The sequence below is a fragment of the Chitinophaga horti genome (assembly GCF_022867795.2).
Classification (GTDB): domain Bacteria; phylum Bacteroidota; class Bacteroidia; order Chitinophagales; family Chitinophagaceae; genus Chitinophaga; species Chitinophaga horti.
Genome location: NZ_CP107006.1, coordinates 4,496,045 through 4,514,342 on the forward strand (window position 1 = coordinate 4,496,045; position 18,298 = coordinate 4,514,342).

Here is an 18,298-nt window from a genome sequence, read left to right on the forward strand (position 1 = left end):
GTGCGACATCTTCTTCGTATCGCTCTTGTTTATTGCTGCGCGATTTTTTTCGCCACGTCAATTCACCCCTGCCCGATTCTCTTCCTCGTTACGCCCGCGCTGCCTGCCCTGTTGCAGGTTCTTACCGAATGAATATTGCAAAGTGAGCGCTGCCCGCCTATACCCGAACCAATGCCGCAGGCGGTTGTCAATGATTTGTTTTTCCCTGAACACGAGCGACTGCACCTGCGTATCGAACAGGTCGTAAAAATTCAGTTTGCTGCTTAACTTTCCCTTTAACCAGTTGCGTTGTAAGCCCACGTCAAGGTAGCCGGCGGCGTGTATCACGTACAGGCTGTTACCGTTGATCGATCGAAAGTAGCCGGTAAGATCAAGCGTGATGTTCGCTGGCAGCGTAAAGACCTGGCTGCCCGAAATCACCACATCCTTCACCGGAACGGCATACGTCACGCCATGATAAGGCATCTGCTCTTTACGATAGTTGCCACGTACAACATATTGCATCCGCCACCAGTTACTTGCCTTATGCGACCAGCTTACCTCCAGCGATGCAAATTCGTGGTAAGGCACATTGCGGCCGAGGTAAGCGAGCATGTTCGTGGCGCTGTCGTATTCCGGGTAGCGGATCATCGCATCGTCCTCGCGGCCCATTACTGCCGTAACCGTTAGCGCCCGACGGGTGTACGCCAGGCTGAACGTGCTCGTGATGGAAGGCTGCAGGTAAGGGTTACCCACCCAATAGTTCTGCGGACTAAAATAAAAGCGGAAAGGATTCAGGAAGGCGAACGTGGGCCTGGTGAGGCGGCGGCTGAAGTTAGCGTTCAGCTGATGCGCTTCCCCAAACTTATAGGTAACGCTGGCGGCCGGCAGCCAGGACAGGTATCGGCGGCGTACGTCGTAGGCGCGACTGTCCGTAAACTCCAGCCGCAGGTTAAGGCTGTATTGCCAGGGGCCTTTTGCGTGCTCATACAGCAGGTATGCCGCCATAATGTATTCGTGATAGCGAAAGGCGCTGGAACGGGCGCTATCGGGCACAAACGGGCCGTTCTGATGAAGGGTATCGTAGCGCAGGTTATTACGGGTGGTGTTGAAAGCGAACTTCACACCAGCCCGCCAGGCGCCGGTTTCGGTTTTGCGAGATGCGTCCAGCTGCAAGAGGCGCAGATCAAGATTGTTTTGCAGACGCGTTTTCCAGTAGTCGAGCAGCGCGTCATTGGCGGCGTCGAAAGTCTGGATGTCTTCCCGCTGCCGGCTGTTCACCCTGAGCCATGATGCAGTCGCTTCCAGGCGGGTTTGTTGCCACTGACCGGCATACCACAACTCGCCGGTATAACTTTGTTGTCGCGGCCAGGCGAGGTTGTGCGTATAGTTGCTCCACTTCAGGCTTTCCTGCTTGGGGTCGGTGGTGTGTAAGGTGTTGTAGCTGGGCGTATATTGACGGATGCCCGAAGAACGAAGTAATACTTCGAGTTGCTGGCCTTTAGCCGGACGGTACGCTGCTCCCAGTTGTACGCTCAGGTTGTTGTTCCCGGTGGGGATGCGCGTGCGTGTAGCCATCACGTCCTGGTTGGCCAGCCGCTGTAAAGCATTGTAGGTGCGGAAACGGCTGCCTGTCGTATAGTATACGCTGGTCGCAAACGTAAACGCCTGCCTGCGAAAACGCAGCGACACATTTTGATCACTGACGGTATAACGGTTGCGTTGCAGCGTGACGCCTGCATTACCCTGCCAGCCGTCCGCCTCGTCACGCTTCAGGTGTATGTCGATGATGCCTTTGTATTCGCCATCGTACCGTCCGGATGGATTGGCGATAAATTCGATGGAGGCGATCTGCTGCGGCGGCAGGGCATTCAGGTAGTTCAGCAGTTCTTCGGGGCTCATCTGCGCAACGCGGCCATTAATGAAAACCGCTGGGGCCGCACCGCCGGGCAAACGCATGGTGCCGTCGCCGGCTACTTCGAGGCCGGGTAGTTTACGTAGAATGTCGATCGCATTGGTGGCCGTGGCAAAAAAAGTATTGCCTGTTACCTGCACGATCAGCCGGTCGCCGGCACGTTGAAAGGGAGGCTTCTCTCCTGCTACGGTAACGCCGGAAAGCAAGGCTGCGTCGGGCGGTAAACGTAATTCACCCAGGTCGATGTCTGCATTCGTCATAAAAAAAATGTGTCGCAGCGACTGGTAGCCTAGCGAAGAAAATACGAGCGTATACTTTCCGGGCGGAAGCGATTTGAAGATGAAGTGACCGGCCGTATCGGTAACGGTGCCGGCTTTAAGAAGGGAGTCCTGTAAAACGTTGACGGTAACAAATCCAAGCTGTTGTCCGGAAACGGCGTCGGTTACCCTGCCGTTGACCGACTGTCCGCTAAGGGTGCTGCAAACGATAATGCCCATGCTGAGAGCCCATAAAAAACGCATCATGCTTTTTGCTCACAAACCTAGTTGTGAAGGGCCCACCTGCCGTCCGGTTTAGGCGAAACCGGGCGTCCGGAATTATAAAACCGGGCTGTCCGAACGAACGCAAAGATTGATTTACCTCCTACCCACCACGCTCGACTCCTTATACAACGCAGGCGTCGTATCCGTCACCTTCTTAAACGCCGCATAAAACGTCGACTTCGAATTATAACCCACTTCGTACCCAATGGCCTCGAATGTCAGCCGGTCGTTAGTCGCGATCAGCCGGCACGCCTCCCGTACCCTATACTCGTTCGTATAAGTAGCGAAGCTTTTACCCAAATTATCATTCAACAACTGCGACAACTGGTGGGCCGATATATTGATCCGTGCTGCCAGCGTGGCCAGGCTCAGCGCGGGGTCTTTATACAATTGCTGCTCCCCCATCACGCGTTCCAGCTGCTGCAACCAGCGTTGTGCGTCAGGATCACCGATCTTCTTCTTTTCCGCTTTAGCGACCGACGTTACCGCGAACCGGTGGCGCGAAAAGGCTAGTGTTACATAAAACAATACCGAAAACGACAAGGGAGAAATAATGTAAAAACCAGGTGCTACCCTCAGCAGGCTTAACATGTACGCCGTAAACACCAGGACACTGCTGGCGAACAGCACCAGCAAAAACCTGCCTGGGCCTGTGCCCCAATGCAGCCGCTGCCGGTGTATCGCTACCAACACCATCGTAGCAGCTACGTATAATGCCCACTGCCCGTAAATGATCCATACCAGGTATTGGTTCCATATATCGGGTGTTGCTCTGTAAGGGAAAATGATGCCCGTAACCACAACAGCCGCCAGCTGCAAACCCCAGCTCCACTTCCAGGAAGCAGGCATGCGGGTGATATTACTGAACGTCGCGCAAAAGAAATGATAGAGTGCCGGGCCGATGAAGAAACAAGCGGAAAGACCGATTTGCAGGTACAGCCGGCAAAGCTGGGGATTAAAAAACAGGAACACCGACTTGGCTACCCGAATGCCAAATGCAAGCAGTAACAAACCGAGGAAAATGGCTGGCAGACCACCCTTTTTCTTCCAGGAAAAAAGCAGGTAGGTGCCTGCGGCGATGGCGTTAACGGCACCGATGCCGCTGATAAGAAAGAGTGTTTGCTGGCCGAGGTTCAAAGGATGACGGGTTTTACTACCGAAATATAAGCAAAAAAAAACCTCACCGTTGTTAAGCGGTGAGGTTTTATATCTCTTTAAGCGTGTACTACTCTTGCAAAGTAAAGCGGATCGGCAGGTTAAACTGTACAGATACCTGGCGGCCGTTCTGTTTACCTGGTTTCCATTTAGGCATACCACGTACTACACGAATAGCTTCTTCTTCCAGGCCGCCACCTTTTGCGGCACCTACAGTTTTAACGTCCTTGATGTTACCTTCAGAATCCACTACGAAGGTTACGAATACGGTACCGGAGATACCATTTTCAGTAGCCACGTGAGGGTAGCGGATGTTTTTGCTGAGGTACTTGTTAAGGGCTTCTTCACCACCTGGGAAGGTCGGTGGTTGCTCTACGAAGGTAAAGATCTCTTCTTTCGGAGGAGGAGGTGGAGCTTCTACTACACCAGTACCTTTACTGTCGCTTAACAATCCCGGATCTACACCATTAACATCACCTTCAACAGTTTTAGTGCTTACGGCTTTGTCTTTGATTTCTTCCATTTTTGGTGGTTCTTCCTCTGCACGCACTTCCTCATCCTTTTTAATTACAGGAGGAGTAAACTGCACCGTAGGTTTTACGGGTGGTGGTGGTGCGGGAGGAGGTGGAGGTGGCGGAGGTGTTTTTGGATCCTCAGGTGGGATATCCAGGTCCTCCAGCTTAATCTCCTCAACCTTCGGCTTTTTGCTTTCGTTGGGATCGGCTGCGTTCAGATTACTATAGATCAGGTAGCTGCCGAAAATCAACAAAGCCATCGACGCGGTTCCAATGATGGAATTCCGCACGCGCTTTTCATACTGCCTTCTCAGGTCGTATGCACCGTATTCCTTGTTCCTCTGTTCGAAGAGGATATCAAGAAAGTCGGACTTTAAGATCTTAGCTGAATCCATTGCTTGTTAATTTATGGATGCAAAATAAATTGCTGATTAGTTAATGCCGTTTGCGCTCTCGGTAGATTTGATCCAGGTTTTATCCTGGTCAGTGATTTCCACGGTTGCGTATTTCTGAATGCGGTTGATCGCCATTTCATCGATGATATCCACGAAATTTTGATAAGTCGCACCGTCATCGGCCTTGATCATTACTACTACGTCCTCCGGTTGCCCTTTGGCGTTACGCAGTTGCGCTACCTGGTCTCTTTTGTTGATGATCACATCGCGGATACCACCTTTGTTTGCAAAAGAGGTCGCCTTAAAAAAGTCAGGATTTGCAGATGCGTTCGGGTCTTGTGCAAGACCTTCGTAGTAATACACCTGGTTCTTTTTGCCAAGCAGAATGGTGAGGGCGGTACTTTCTTTTACCTTGTTCTTTTCCTCCTCATTCTCTGTATCCTTGGGCATTACCAGGTCCATTGTTTTTGGCTTCGCCATAGTGGTGGTGAGCATGAAGAAGGTGATCAGGAGAAATCCCAAATCCACCATCGGAGTCATGTCCACACGGGTAGAGAGCTTCTTCGATTTCGTTCCGCCGTGTTTCCCTTTCTTACCGCCACTACTGCTGGTATCCATTTCAGCCATGGTAACTTCGTTTTTTGGTTTTGTAAATGACCGTTAACCCGTCCCGGTTAACCAGTTATTATTTAGCGTTCTCTTTCTGGTACAATGCTGCAGCAGAACCTACCGGCGCCGCTTCCAGGTTAGTTACCAGGTTCAGCTTCTGGATCTTTTTGTCCTTAAAGGTATCCAGCACTTTCTTAATTACCGGGTAAGGCGTTTGGTTATCGGCCTTAATACAGTATTTAAGTGCGCCAGCCTTTACGCCGATCGTCGCCTGGGCGGTTCTGCCATACTCCAGCCAAACACCGAGTTCGTTGTTGGCAGAGTCGATAGGAATACCCTTCTGGAAAGATTTGCGCTCGTCAGGACCCATTTCCAACACCTTCTTGAGATCTTTCAACTCAGCACCAAAGCTGGAACCAAGTGTAAAGTTCGCGATATCGTTAGGTGAAAGACCCAGTTTATAGCTTTCGTTCAGATCTGAGATCAGCTTTTGCCTTTTCGGCTGGCCGTCCATGCTGAAAAACACTCTGCCGTCTTTATCCACTGTGACCAGGATCACATCAGAATCAGGCAACAACGAGTTGTTGATAGATGACGGAGTTACCACCACCACCGGCTCATCCGGCTTAAACTTGGTAGCCAGCATGAAAAACGTCAAAAGCAGGAAGGCCACATCACACATCGCTGTCATGTCAATAGCGGTGCTCTTCCTCGGCATTTTAATTTTTGGCATGTTACTCCTTTTTGTTGGTTACTTTAATATAGATTCAAAACCGCACAGATTCCACACAAAATTTCCTAAAAAATTATTTGTGGTTAGCTGCAAAGCTCTGAGTTAAAGTAAAGCCAGACTCGTCAATAGCATAAGTGATGCTATCGATATTGGTAGTAAAGTAGTTATACATGATGATCGCGATCGCAGAAGTACCGATACCCAGTGCAGTGTTGATCAGGGCCTCAGAGATACCCAATGCCAGTGCAGAAGAATCAGGAGCACCTGAGTTAGACATCGCAGAGAACGCCTTGATCATACCAAGTACCGTACCGAACAGACCCAACAGGGTTGCTACTGATGCGATAGTAGACAGGAACACGAGGTTTTTCTCCATCATTGGCAGTTCCAGGGAAGTAGTTTCTTCGATTTCGTTCTTAATGTTCAGGATTTTCTGATCAGTATCCAACTCAGTGTTGGTGATCATTTCTTTGTACTTTTTCAGACCAGCTTTCAGTACGTTACCTACAGAACCTTTCTGCTTGTCACACTCAGCCAAAGCTGCGTCAACGTTTTTGTTAGCCAGGTGGTACTGAACTTTTCTTACCAGCTCAGCGCCGCTGAATTTACCTTTCGCTTTAGACAGATACAGGAAACGCTCGATAACGAATGTAACGCAGATCAGCAGTACGGAAATCAGAACAGGTACTACGATACCACCTTTGTGGATAGTACCAAACCATTTACCAATACCTTCTGATACCGGGTGGTTGTTCGGATCGCCACCTTCAAAGTTCGCACCATTACCCAACACGAAAGAATAAAAACAAGCACCTATCACAATGCAGATCGGCACAGCCAACACGGCAAACAGGTTAGAAGACTTCTTAGGTTGATGAGAGGATGTTTTCGCAGTAGCTGCAGTCACAGTTGTTTTAGTCTCAGCCATGTTGATTGAATTTTAGTGTTAAAAATTAAACTGTTTGTTTGTTAGTAATTAATTAAAAATCAGTGATTCGCAAAGTTATACGGTTACCCTAAAAAAACAAGTGCAGCCCAAAAAATCTCCCAAAATTTAACTCACCGTCGAAAGCCCCGCCAGCAGGGCATTTCATTCACTTACACAATTTTTATGAGCAACACTTAGTATTAATACAATATATACGGTAACCTGCCCTCCTTCGGGTACCCATCAATTTCCATGACGTAGGAATCGATTGATAATTTTCAAAGTTGGACGCACAATTTAAGAAAAATCTTAAATGTTCCAACAGAAATTTTGTTTTTCCCAATTTTCCTTGTTTTTCCTCCTAATCGCCCGTCCCGCCTGCAAAGTATACATTTTATCTACCGCCTCACGTACCCCACTCATCCTTAAAAATGTCATTTTGACCTTTTTTCACCCGGTCCTTTGCCCGGTTTTTACCTCTGCACTTATATATAGTTGCTTATACAACCATTTTCCATAAACTCCGCCGCCCTTTTTTTCCATTCTTAACCCGTTTTGATACGTTTATGGAATTTCCCGATAAGTTAACGCTTTATCCCGTTATTTGCATCCGGCTTTCGCCCAACCATTATAATTGTGCTATGCCTATTCCATCAACTATCAGTAAATCAAACAATCATTAATACCATTTTACACATGCATTTACAGGGCAAATTTGTGAAGGCCGTAACCGGTATTATATGCGCTACCTGCATATTTACCGCGAATGCCGACGCACAACGCAAAAAGAAAAAAGATCAACCAAGCCAGGCACCGGCCCAATCGGCCCCGCGCAGGGACACTACCGCCAGACCCATGACCGGCCCCGGCAATGCCGGCGCTCCTCCTAAAGCCGCTCCTAAAAAGTTCAGCGACTTCGTTACCGCTAAAGCGGTAGCCGACTCCGGTTTGTTCAATATCTACAAACAGGACGACCGTTTCATGTTCGAAATCCCTGACGCGCTCCTCGGCCGCGACATCCTCGTAGTGAACAGGATCACCAAAGCCTCTGCCGACATGCGCGCAGGCATGAGCGGTTATGCAGGCGACCAGATCAACGAAAACGTGATCCGCTTCGAGAAAGGCCCTAACAACAGGATCTTCCTCAAAAACATCTCTTTCTCCGAAAGGTCTAAGGATACTTCTATGCCGATGTACAACGCGGTAATGAACTCTAACCTGCAGCCAATCGTTGCTTCTTTCGATATCAAAGCCTTTTCAAAAGGTAACAACGGTAGCGTAATCGACCTAACCGAGTACATCGCCGGCGATAACGACATCCTGTTCTTCGACAGTCGTACCAAATCGTCGCTCCGCCTCGGTGGTGCACAGCCCGACAAATCTTATATCGTGGACGTAAAATCGTACCCGATGAATACCGAGATCAGAACGGTGAAAACGTACAGCAAATCCGGCGGTGGCGGTCAAATGCCCGGCATGCCTTCTCCAGGTGGTGGCGGCAACGCTACGGTGGAACTGAACAGCTCTATCGTACTGCTGCCTGCTAAGCCTATGCAGCCCCGTTACTTCGATCCGCGCGTAGGTTACTTCGCTACAGGTTACACCGACTTCGACGCGAACCAGCAAGGCGTTAAAAAAATCGGCATGATTACCCGCTGGCGCCTCGAGCCTAAGGACGAAGACCGCGAGAAATGGCTGAAAGGCGAACTCGTGGAGCCTAAAAAACAAATCGTGTACTACATCGATCCGGCTACGCCTGTTAAATGGCGCAAATACCTGATCCTGGGTGTAAACGACTGGCAGGGTGCTTTCGAACAGGCTGGCTTCAAAAACGCGATCGTGGCTAAAATGGCCCCTACCCGTGCAGAAGATTCTACCTGGAGCCTCGAAGACGCACGCTACTCTGCGATCGTTTACAAACCTTCCGATATTCCTAACGCCAGCGGCCCGCACGTACACGATCCCCGCTCCGGCGAAATCATCGAAACGCACATCAACTGGTACCACAACGTAATGCACCTGCTGCGCAACTGGTACCTCGTACAATGTGCTCCAAACGATCCCCGCGCACGTACTATGCAGTTCGACGATGAACTGATGGGCGACCTGATTCGCTTTGTATCCAGCCACGAGGTGGGTCACACGCTGGGCCTGCGTCACAACTTCGGTTCCAGCTCGGCCTTCCCGGTAGAGAAACTGCGTGATAAAGAATGGGTGAAAGCCAATGGCCACGCTCCTTCTATCATGGACTACGCCCGCTTTAACTACGTAGCACAGCCTGGCGACGGTATGACCGGCTCCGACCTGTACCCACGCATCAACTTTTATGATAAATGGGCAATCGAGTGGGGTTACAAAAATGTACCCGGCGCTAAATCTGCAGACGAAGAAACGCCTATCCTGAACCAGTGGGTAATCAACAGGATGAAGGATAAAAAATATTGGTTCGGTACAGAAAGCAATCCCGATGATCCACGCTCCCAGAACGAAGACCTGGGCGACAACGCGATGAAAGCGGGTGCATACGGTATCAAAAACCTGCAGCGCATCATCCCTAACCTTATTACCTGGACTAAAACGCCAACAGAAGGTTATGCGGATCTGAATGAAGTATACGGCGAAGTAGTAGGCCAGTTCTACCGCTACATGGGCCATGCGGCTAAAAACATCGGTGGCATCTACGAAACACCTAAAACTTCCGACCAGGAAGGTGCCGTGTACGAAATCGTACCGAAAGCTACGCAGAAAGAGGCAGTAGCCTTCCTGCAGGCGCAATTGTTCACCACACCAAAATGGCTGATCAATACAGACATCCTGAGCCGCACTAACGGTAATGCGACCAGCATTATCCTGCAAAGGCAGGAGCTGATCCTGAACAGGATTATGGGCACCAATACACTCACTAAACTGGTAAACGCACAGGCTAACTACGGCGCCAAAGCCTACCCGGTTGACGAGTACCTGTCCGACCTGAAACGTGGCATCTTTAAAGAAGTAGCTGCCGGTCAAAAGATCGACGTATTCCGTCGTAACCTGCAAAAGGCTTACGTGGAATCTGCGATCTCTATCATTAAGCCAGCGCCTGCGGCAAGCAGCAACCCGCTTTCGATGATGATGGGCGGTCCTGCTCCGGCTAACGCTGCAAAAAGCGACGTTGCCAGCGTAACCCGCGCTCACCTTGTTTCCCTGCGTAATGAACTGCGTGCTGGCGCCGGCAATGCCGATGCTATGAGCCGCTACCACATCCAGGACCTGGTGGAAAGAATCAACAACACCCTCGATCCTAAATAAGATCGTTCGGCTAACTTATACGAAAATCCCCGGTCGCTTTTGGCCGGGGATTTTTTATGCATTTAATCCTCTTTTTTCCTCTCTTCAGCCCCCGTTGTGTCACTCTCTTCAACGGCAGCGCGCTATCCCCTGAACCGGTACTTACATGGCGCTATCATAATACTAAAGTCCTTGCCCTTCGTATATTCTCCGTCCAGGTGTACATCCAGCGGCGCGGGGGATGAAATACGGATGCCGCGGGTGCGTACTTTCGATATAAAGGGAACGCCTTCATGTTCGCCGCGCCTTACCTTATGCAGGTTAAACAGGCGGTCGCGCAGGGTAATTTCGCGGATGAATACTACGTCCAGCATTGCGTCGGCCATATCTGCATCGGGTGCCACCTGGAAGCCACCGCCGTACGACGATCCGTTGGCGATGGCTATCATAAAGTAATAGCCGTTAAAGGCACCGTTATCGGTGGTAATACTCAGGTAGCGTTCTTTATACGAAAACAACAGGGGCAACACCTTGGCATAATATGCGAGGCCGCCGGAAAACCAGCTGCCGTTCCGCATGGCCTTCACCACCCTCCCATCAAACCCAAGCCCTACGCCGTTTACAAAAATGCGGTCGTTGCAAATACCGGCGTCCAGCCAGCGCACCCTCCCTTCTATGGCAACACGTAATTGCTCTTCCACCCCCAGCCGCGCGCCCTGCAGGGCACAGGCGAAGTCGTTCCCCGTGCCGGAGCTGATCAGGCTGATGGGGATGATAATGTCGCCAAAATGATTAGCCACGTAGTTCATGGTGCCGTCGCCACCAATCACCAGCAAATCAGTGAACGTACTAAGGGAAGGCGGCAGGTCGTGGTCGAATATGGCGTACAGAATGCCTTGTTTCTCGAAGGTGGAACATACCTTCTGAAGAATGCTGCGCATAGCACCTTTGCCGGCTCGTGCATTGCCGTATATAGCGAAATTTCGGGGAAGAGCGTCAGGTGTAAACATGGGGAACAGGGATGGTTACTAAAGTTAAGGATAAATTCATTAATATAGCTGCCGATTCAAGCTTCCAATGTGAAAGAACGTAACAACACCAATAAGATCACGATCTACGACATCGCGAACGCACTAAGCCTTTCAGCTTCCACGGTATCGAGAGCATTGCAGAACAATCCCCTCATCAACGAGGAAACCAGGGAAAAGGTGCAGCAAATGGCCACAGAAATGGGCTATGTACCTAACTGGATCGCCTCCAGCCTCCGAAAAAAGCGGTCCAATATCATTGGCCTCATTGTGCCCCGTACCTCCATGTACTTCCAATCTACCGCCATCAGCGGCATCCAGCACGAAGCCCACAAATACGGCTTCAGTATTGTGATTGGCCAGTCGGACGAAACGGTGGCAATGGAAAAAGAACTGGTGCATACTTTTTACTCCCTGCGCGTAGACGGACTGCTCGCCGTATCGTCGATGTTCACCACGAACTTCGACCACTTCAATCCCTTTATCAAAAACAATATTCCGCTCGTGTTCTACGACCGCGTGCCGGAGGATTTTGCGGGGTACACCATTACCGGCGACGACTTCAAAGGCGGTTTCCTGGCTACCGAGCACCTTATCGAACAAGGGTGTAAACGTATTGCTCACTTCTCGGGTCAGCTAACCTGTAACCTTTACCAGCAGCGCCTGGCGGGGTATAAAGCAGCGCTTGAAAAATACGACATCCCGTTCGATGAATCGCTGGTATATACGCATAACCTTACCCTGGACGCAGCCATCGAGGCAAGTGAACAAATGTTATCAGGTCCACAATTGCCTGACGGATTATTTTCCGCCAATGACATGTCGGCCGTTGGTTTTATACAGGAAGCCCGCCGCCGTAACATTGCCGTGCCCGAGCAGGTGAAAGTGGTAGGTTACTCGAACGACCTGTCGTCCCGCATTATCAGCCCCTCGCTTACCACGGTGGAGCAATCGGGTTACCGCATGGGCGAAAAGGCCATAGAAACGCTGGTACAGCTCATTAACAAGGACGAAAAGTCCAGGATAACGCAGCATTACGTATTTGAAGTAGAACTGATCAAACGCGACTCTACCCGGAAATAAAACCGGCAACTGTAACATTTACGCATCGCGGTGCGTCTACCAATATGTAAGACCTACAATCTACCTATATGAAACTTTCCACCTTACTGTGCCTGGCAGCTACCGCGGGCTTGTTCAGCTCCTGTACGCGCACCATGCATACCTACGTCCCTAGCGCCGTGAATGCACCATTGCTGAAAGAACAACACGATGTGCGCGCCCTGGTATCCCTCAACGCTGCACAAATCGCGTACGCCCCTACCGATCATTTGGGCATTATGGTTAACGGGCAGTTTATCTACAACCGCGACTGGTACTTTGGTAACGATGACGACTTCTACGATACGACGGGCGATGAAGATGTGGTTGACCGCGACCTGCGTGGTGGCACAATAGAATTTGGCGCCGGCTACTTCACAACGTTCGATGAAAAAAAGAGAGCCATATTTGAAGTATATGCCGGTGTTGGAACGGGTAAATTCCGTACGCTGGACGACGACTATTACAATCATGGCGACACGGTTTCTAAAAGAGATTTTTCTGTGAGCAACCGCCTGACTAAATTCTTTGTGCAGCCATCTATCGGTTTCTCGCATAAGGTGATCGATATTGCTTTTACACCGCGTTTTACCGTTACCCGTTTTCACAGTCAAACCCTCGGACCGCGCGCCTTTGAAAGCGATGCGGCTCGTATGGCGGAGTTCCGCTCGCTGAATAACACCTGGGTACCTTTTATAGAACCAACGTTCACCTTCCGCGTTGGCTATAAGTATGTAAAATACCAGATGCAACTTACCCTTTCGCAGGCATTACGCGACGACTATTACAACGACGCGCAGATCACGAACTACTTTCAAAGGGCCGCCTTTAACGTAGGCGCTTCCTTTAATTTCGGAAAGTGGCTGAACGAATCGCGCCAATAAATCCCTATACATGAAACAAACCTTCTACATTGGCCTGTTAGCCTGTACAGCATTGCTCTGCTCCTGTTCAGACACGATGCATATTTATGTACCCAATACGGTGAACGCACCGTTACTGCAGGAGAAGCATGAGGTAAAGGGCAATGTATCCCTCAGCAACTGGCAGGTAGCTTATGCCGTAACCGATCACGTAGGTGTGATGGCGAACGGCCAATACCTGCTACGCACCGGCAACCGGGGCGATGGCGATGATAACAGCGGTTTGTTCGACGCCGACGCGCGCGGCGGCCTGGTGGAAGCAGGTGCCGGTTACTTTAACCGATTTGCCCGCAGCCGCACCAAGGCGAGCATATTTGAAGTGTATGGCGGTTATGGCCGTGGTAAGTTTACCACCATTTCGTACGATTACTTTGCGGACCCCGGCGGCAATAGCCCGAATCGCCGAGATTATCGTATATCCGCCAACTTTGACAAATTCTTCGTACAACCAGGCTTCGGCATCACCCACCATGTATTCGATTTCGCGGTGGCCAACCGTTTCAGCCTGCTGCATTTCAACAAGGTAAAATTCGGCAGCCTGGCACTCATCGACGACAACAGCACCAAAGAAACGTTGCAGCGATTCGACGATAAATGGGTGCTCAGCGCCGAGCCCTCTGTAACGATCAAAGCAGGCTATAAATACGTACGCTTCATGGGCCAGCTCACCTTCTGCGTACCCATGGACGGCTGGCCGCGGATAGATGCAGACGATATTGACGCCGACGGCTTCGTGGATGATTACTTCCAGCCGGTATCCATCAACATCGGCGTGGCATTTCACTTTGCACAATGGTTAAAAGACAGATAAAATAAGAGAATTGCTTAAAACCAGGATAGGACCTATCCGGTATACAAACAAGAAGGGGCTGACCATCACTGGTCAACCCTTCTTGTTATCATCAATCTCTGAAAGATTATCCTATTTTGATCGCTACCGCGTGTTTAAACGCCTGCTTGCGAACAGATGCAGGCAAGGTGATCACGGTTTCATCACCATTGGCCTTCCAGCTGAGATTAGCCTTGGCGCCCAGTACGCTCATCTTTGTACCTTTCTTCACCGGCAGACCTTTGAAGCTGATCGTAGCAGGCAGCGCTTCGTTCTCGTCCAGCATGTAGATAGCATAAACGCTGTTGCCGATTTTCTTGCGGGTAAAACAAACCTTGCCATCTTTATAGGGCGCGATCGCACGGGTGCCATAGATTGCATCGCCGTTCACCTTCATCCATGCACCAATCTGCTCCATCGTGGTATAAGCCGCATCGTGCCACTCACCATCGGGGCCAGGGCCTACGTTCAGCAAGTAATTACCACCTTTGGCCACAATGTCCACCAGGTTGTGAATGAGTTTATTTACCGGCTTGTACACATCGTTAGGTACGTAAGACCAGGAACCGCCCATGGTCATACAGGTTTCCCAGGGATAGCTCAAAGGCTTATCAGGAATCTGCTGCTCGGGCGTACGGTAGTTCTCGTACGGTCCATGCACGCTGCGGTCCACTACGATAAGGCCCGGCTGTTTCTGGCGCGCCATCGCAGTGATGCCCGGCATGTTAATGTCCTGGTCCTGCGCAGGTGTTTTATTCCAGGAAAGTGACTCTTTCGTATGTGTGTTTAACGGACGTACCCAGCCGCCATCCAGCCAAAGGATTTCCACCTTACCATAATCGCTCATCAGCTCCTCGATCTGGTTGTACGTAAACTGCTGGAACTTCTTCCAACGCTCGGGATACTTCGCGATCTCGTAATTCACGTTCCTGTCCTTTGGCGGAAAGTAAGACCACCAGTAGTTTTCGGTATTCCAGTCGGGCTTGGAATAATAGGCGCCGATGTGAATGCCTTCGTTGCGGAAAGCGGTAAACACTTCTTTCGTAATGTTCGCGCGTGGATTTTTGCTGAACGGAACATTGGGTGCCGTTACGCGGTAATCCGTTTGTTTGGTATCGAACATACAGAAACCGTCGTGGTGTTTAGTGGTAAACACGAGGTACTGCATACCCGCGCCCTTGGCAGCTTTCGCCCATCTTTCCGGGTTAAACTGTTTAGGATTGAACGTATTGGCGAGCGCCTCGTACTTTTTTACATATTCGTAATACGGAATACCCGCAGGCGTGCGCTGTGTCCAGCCTTCGTCTTCCGGACAAAGGCTCCAGCTTTCCACGATGCCCCATTGGGAATAAGTGCCCCAGTGCATGATCATTCCAAACTTCCAGTCCTGCCACTCTTCCAGCTTCTGTAGTACCAGCGGATCTTTCTCCGGCACATAAGGCGCCTCTTCCTGCGCCTGTGCTGACGTAAAGCACAGCAGGCCCAGGCCGCAAGCCATTAATAATTTTCTCATGTTGTTCATTGTTTTTCCTATTGTTTATCCGCATCCCGCAGGGTTTGCACCTTCAGGCCGTCCCGTACCTGCTGCAGGGTCTTATTCGTGGTAAGTATCACTGTTTTTTTCTCATTCGGAACGATATCAAAATAGTTGTCGCTAAAGTGCGAAGTATTGTCAGTATCCAGGAACAGGAACACGTTTTTGGCGAGTCGTTGGGGGTGCAATGTAACACTGATCACCCCGTTCTTTTCGTTCACTTCCGTTTGTAAACCGGGGTCGCCGAGCGACAGCGACTTCGGTTTAGCAAAGTAAAACAGATTATCGCCTGCAAACTGGCCGTTCTTTATCAATTTCGTATAGAATATTACCCGTGAAGTATCTGCCCCTTTCAACAATTCCGCCGGAGCGATGCGGTAATGTACTGCGCTGCTATTTGCCTTTGCCGTGACAGGTATCGTTTTACGCCATAACACTTTGCCGTCAAAATCCATCAGGCTGGCTTCGAGCTGTAACTTTTCATCTTTCAACAGGTCAGATACAATATACGTATTTAGCTGCCCTTTTTCAATGGTGTTTGATACCAGCAGCGGCTCAAATGCCTTTTTAGCGTAGTAGTGCAGCGCCTTCCAGCGACCGTAGTAATCGATGCCTGACCACGATGCTGCCGGCCAGCAATCGTTTACCTGCCAGTACAAAGTACCCATGCAATACGGCATCGCCCTGCGATGCGCTTCCATGCCTATCCTCACGCCCTCGGCCTGCAGCAGGTGGTTCACGTACAGGAACGATGCAAAGCTTGCCGGCTCCTTGTAGTAATGCAACATGTACGTGCGTATCGCGGCGTTGCCACGGGTGGTGCTGCGCTGGTGCGACATCATCACAAATGAGTTGATATTGTAATCACCTTCGTTCGCGAAACGGCGTACCGAATGTAAGTCCGGGAAGGACTGGAAACCGTATTCGCTCATGAAACGCGGGATGTGTGTTTCGTAAGCATCGAACCATTCCATCCCGTGCCATACGCCCCAATAGTGGTTATCGCCTTTCGTAAAATCCTGTGGTGTGCCCCAGTTGCTGATGGGGGACGAATGGAAATAAAAACGTTCCGGGTCATTGGCTTTTACCGCGGCGGGCAGCACGTCCTTAAACAGCTTGTCGTACCCTGCCAGCAAAGCTTTCCAGTTTTCATCGGTATAACCATATCCTTCTTTCCAACCCCAGTTTTTGATGGCGACACCCACTTCGTTATTACCGCACCACAACGCCAGGGAAGCATGTGTGCGCAGGCGTTTGATGTTGTAGTCGGCCTCCGCCTGTACCTGCGCTAAAAAATCTTTATCGGAGGGATACAGCGAGCAGGCAAACATGAAGTCCTGCCATACCAGGATGCCGTTTTCGTCGGCCAGGTCGTAGAACAGATCATTCTCATAAATACCGCCACCCCACACGCGCACCATGTTGAAGTTCGCGGTTTTCATATCGCTGAACAGCTTGCGGTAACGCTCGTCGGTTACACGCGGCAAAAAGTTATCCTGCGGGATATAGTTGGCGCCTTTCATGAACACCGGCACGCCGTTCACTTTTACGAAAAAGCTTTCGCCCTGTGCATCCGTTTTGTTCACGATTTCGATGGTGCGCAGGCCGATGCGTTGTGTTTGTGCGGACAAAGTATCTCTTCCTTCAAGCAAAGAAACCTGCACGTTATACAGCTTTTGCGCACCCAGTCCGCTCGGCCACCACCGCTGCGGATTGCCGATCTCGAAGGGCAGGTTCACCGGGTGTTTACCAGCGGCCAGTTCCAGGTTGATCGACTGATCTTTGAACGCCTTTTCAGGGCTATGCACCACCAGGCGATACTTGCCGGACTGCTGCACATCCACCGTAGCCGTGGCCGCCATGCTGGCCTTTTTATCGTTGAGCTGCAGTTGTTTCACCCATATCTCTTCCGCCAGCGCATGACCGGTGGCCTGTAAATAAACCGGCCGCCAGATGCCTGAAGTCACGAGCCTTGGTCCCCAGTCCCAACCGTAGTGATAAGGCGCTTTACGCGCATATACACTCAAAGGAATATCCATCTGGTCGTTACCTGCAGGGTACAAAAACCCATCGCGCAGGAACTTCGGCATATCTGTTTTTGTCGGGCTTTTAAAGCGGATACGGATCTCGTTTGCTCCCGCTTTCAGGAATTGTTTTACCGATGCCTTACGCGCCACGAACATGTTTTGCGTTTGCATCACCGGCTGGTCGTTCACGAATACTTCTGCATACGTATCCAGTCCTTCCGTGACCAGTTCTACGCCGGGTTGTGCGAGCAAACTTGCCGGCACTGCTACCTGGCAGCGATATTCCCAGTCGAGTTTATCGAGCCATTGCAGGCCCTTTTCGTTCGTTCCGAAAAAGGGATCGGGAATAAGTTTGTTGTTGAGCAGGTCCGTATGCACCGTGCCTGGCACCGTGGCGGGACGCCATTGCTGTTCGTCGAGGCGGCGAAACTCCCAGCCGTTGTGTAAAGAAATGCGTTGCGTTTGCGCGGAGAGGGTGTTCACTGTCCCTGTTAGTAAAAAGATCAAAACCGCCGATCTGATCGAAAAAAGCCAACTCTTCATGTAAAATCTTTGCATAAAAATGCTCAAATAATCCCTGGCAGCCAAATTTGGAGGATATTTGCAGCAGAACAGTACCGCATGAAAAGTATATTCCAACAAATCCTCCAGTACCTCTTTATCCGCAAAAAAGATCCGAACGCGCCCCAATCGCGCTACACCAGCATGATGCACGGCATGAACCGTATCTCCATCTTACTGTTCCTGGTGGCGTTGATCGTTATGATCATCAGGTTGATCCGGCATTAAAAATGCTAAAATAGTATCAGGGAAAA

Annotated in this window: 14 protein-coding genes; 5 read left to right on the top strand and 9 right to left on the bottom strand. The window is 50.4% G+C overall.

The window, feature by feature from the left end; genetic code table 11:
* Positions 1 to 57 precede the first annotated feature (57 nt).
* The 6 genes from MKQ68_RS18045 to MKQ68_RS18070 form a co-directional block, all read right to left on the bottom strand.
* Positions 58 to 2,418 carry an outer membrane beta-barrel protein gene (locus MKQ68_RS18045; RefSeq protein WP_264280331.1) on the bottom strand — a complete coding sequence of 787 codons (2,361 nt, stop codon included), beginning with the start codon at positions 2,416 to 2,418 and terminating at the stop codon, positions 58 to 60.
* A 111-nt stretch (positions 2,419 to 2,529) separates the two neighbouring features.
* Positions 2,530 to 3,573 (bottom strand): helix-turn-helix domain-containing protein, encoded by a 1,044-nt coding sequence (locus MKQ68_RS18050; RefSeq protein WP_264280332.1) that lies wholly within the window; start codon positions 3,571 to 3,573, stop codon positions 2,530 to 2,532.
* 88 nt (positions 3,574 to 3,661) lie between these two features.
* Complete coding sequence (locus MKQ68_RS18055; RefSeq protein WP_244842144.1) at positions 3,662 to 4,501, bottom strand: energy transducer TonB; 840 nt, start codon at positions 4,499 to 4,501, stop codon at positions 3,662 to 3,664.
* A gap of 36 nt (positions 4,502 to 4,537) precedes the next feature.
* Positions 4,538 to 5,128, bottom strand: coding sequence for an ExbD/TolR family protein (locus MKQ68_RS18060; RefSeq protein ID WP_244842145.1), 591 nt, complete (start codon positions 5,126 to 5,128; stop codon positions 4,538 to 4,540).
* 58 nt (positions 5,129 to 5,186) lie between these two features.
* Positions 5,187 to 5,843, bottom strand: a complete 657-nt coding sequence (locus MKQ68_RS18065; RefSeq protein WP_244842146.1) for an ExbD/TolR family protein — start codon at positions 5,841 to 5,843, stop codon at positions 5,187 to 5,189.
* Positions 5,844 to 5,916: 73 nt separating this feature from the next.
* Positions 5,917 to 6,771, bottom strand: a complete 855-nt coding sequence (locus MKQ68_RS18070; protein WP_264280333.1) for a MotA/TolQ/ExbB proton channel family protein — start codon at positions 6,769 to 6,771, stop codon at positions 5,917 to 5,919.
* A gap of 696 nt (positions 6,772 to 7,467) precedes the next feature.
* Between MKQ68_RS18070 and MKQ68_RS18075 the strand changes: the two genes are divergently transcribed.
* Entirely contained in the window at positions 7,468 to 10,062 is a 2,595-nt protein-coding gene (locus MKQ68_RS18075) for a zinc-dependent metalloprotease (RefSeq protein ID WP_264280334.1), read from the top strand.
* A gap of 122 nt (positions 10,063 to 10,184) precedes the next feature.
* Here MKQ68_RS18075 and MKQ68_RS18080 read toward each other — a convergent pair whose 3' ends face one another.
* Positions 10,185 to 11,051, bottom strand: coding sequence for a diacylglycerol/lipid kinase family protein (locus MKQ68_RS18080; RefSeq protein WP_264280335.1), 867 nt, complete (start codon positions 11,049 to 11,051; stop codon positions 10,185 to 10,187).
* Positions 11,052 to 11,120: 69 nt separating this feature from the next.
* Between MKQ68_RS18080 and MKQ68_RS18085 the strand changes: the two genes are divergently transcribed.
* The 3 genes from MKQ68_RS18085 (at position 11,121) to MKQ68_RS18095 (ending at position 13,904) form a co-directional block, all read left to right on the top strand.
* The gene (locus MKQ68_RS18085; protein ID WP_264280336.1) at positions 11,121 to 12,152 is read left to right on the top strand and encodes a LacI family DNA-binding transcriptional regulator; all 1,032 of its coding nucleotides are present in this window, start codon (positions 11,121 to 11,123) and stop codon (positions 12,150 to 12,152) included.
* A 68-nt stretch (positions 12,153 to 12,220) separates the two neighbouring features.
* Positions 12,221 to 13,054 carry a hypothetical protein gene (locus tag MKQ68_RS18090; RefSeq protein WP_264280337.1) on the top strand — a complete coding sequence of 278 codons (834 nt, stop codon included), beginning with the start codon at positions 12,221 to 12,223 and terminating at the stop codon, positions 13,052 to 13,054.
* 10 nt (positions 13,055 to 13,064) lie between these two features.
* A complete protein-coding gene (locus MKQ68_RS18095) occupies positions 13,065 to 13,904 on the top strand; it encodes a hypothetical protein (protein WP_264280338.1) in 840 nt (279 codons plus the stop codon).
* 106 nt (positions 13,905 to 14,010) lie between these two features.
* Here the strand turns inward: MKQ68_RS18095 and MKQ68_RS18100 are convergent, their stop codons facing one another.
* A complete protein-coding gene (locus tag MKQ68_RS18100; protein WP_264280339.1) occupies positions 14,011 to 15,435 on the bottom strand; it encodes an alpha-L-fucosidase in 1,425 nt (474 codons plus the stop codon).
* 17 nt (positions 15,436 to 15,452) lie between these two features.
* Positions 15,453 to 17,966: a beta-mannosidase gene (locus MKQ68_RS18105; protein WP_264280340.1), complete on the bottom strand. Its 2,514-nt coding sequence runs from the start codon at positions 17,964 to 17,966 to the stop codon at positions 15,453 to 15,455.
* A gap of 138 nt (positions 17,967 to 18,104) precedes the next feature.
* Here MKQ68_RS18105 and MKQ68_RS18110 point away from each other — a divergent pair, with 138 nt between their 5' ends.
* On the top strand, positions 18,105 to 18,272 hold the full coding sequence (locus MKQ68_RS18110; RefSeq protein ID WP_264280341.1) for a DUF6728 family protein: 168 nt from the start codon (positions 18,105 to 18,107) through the stop codon (positions 18,270 to 18,272).
* Positions 18,273 to 18,298: the final 26 nt, after the last annotated feature.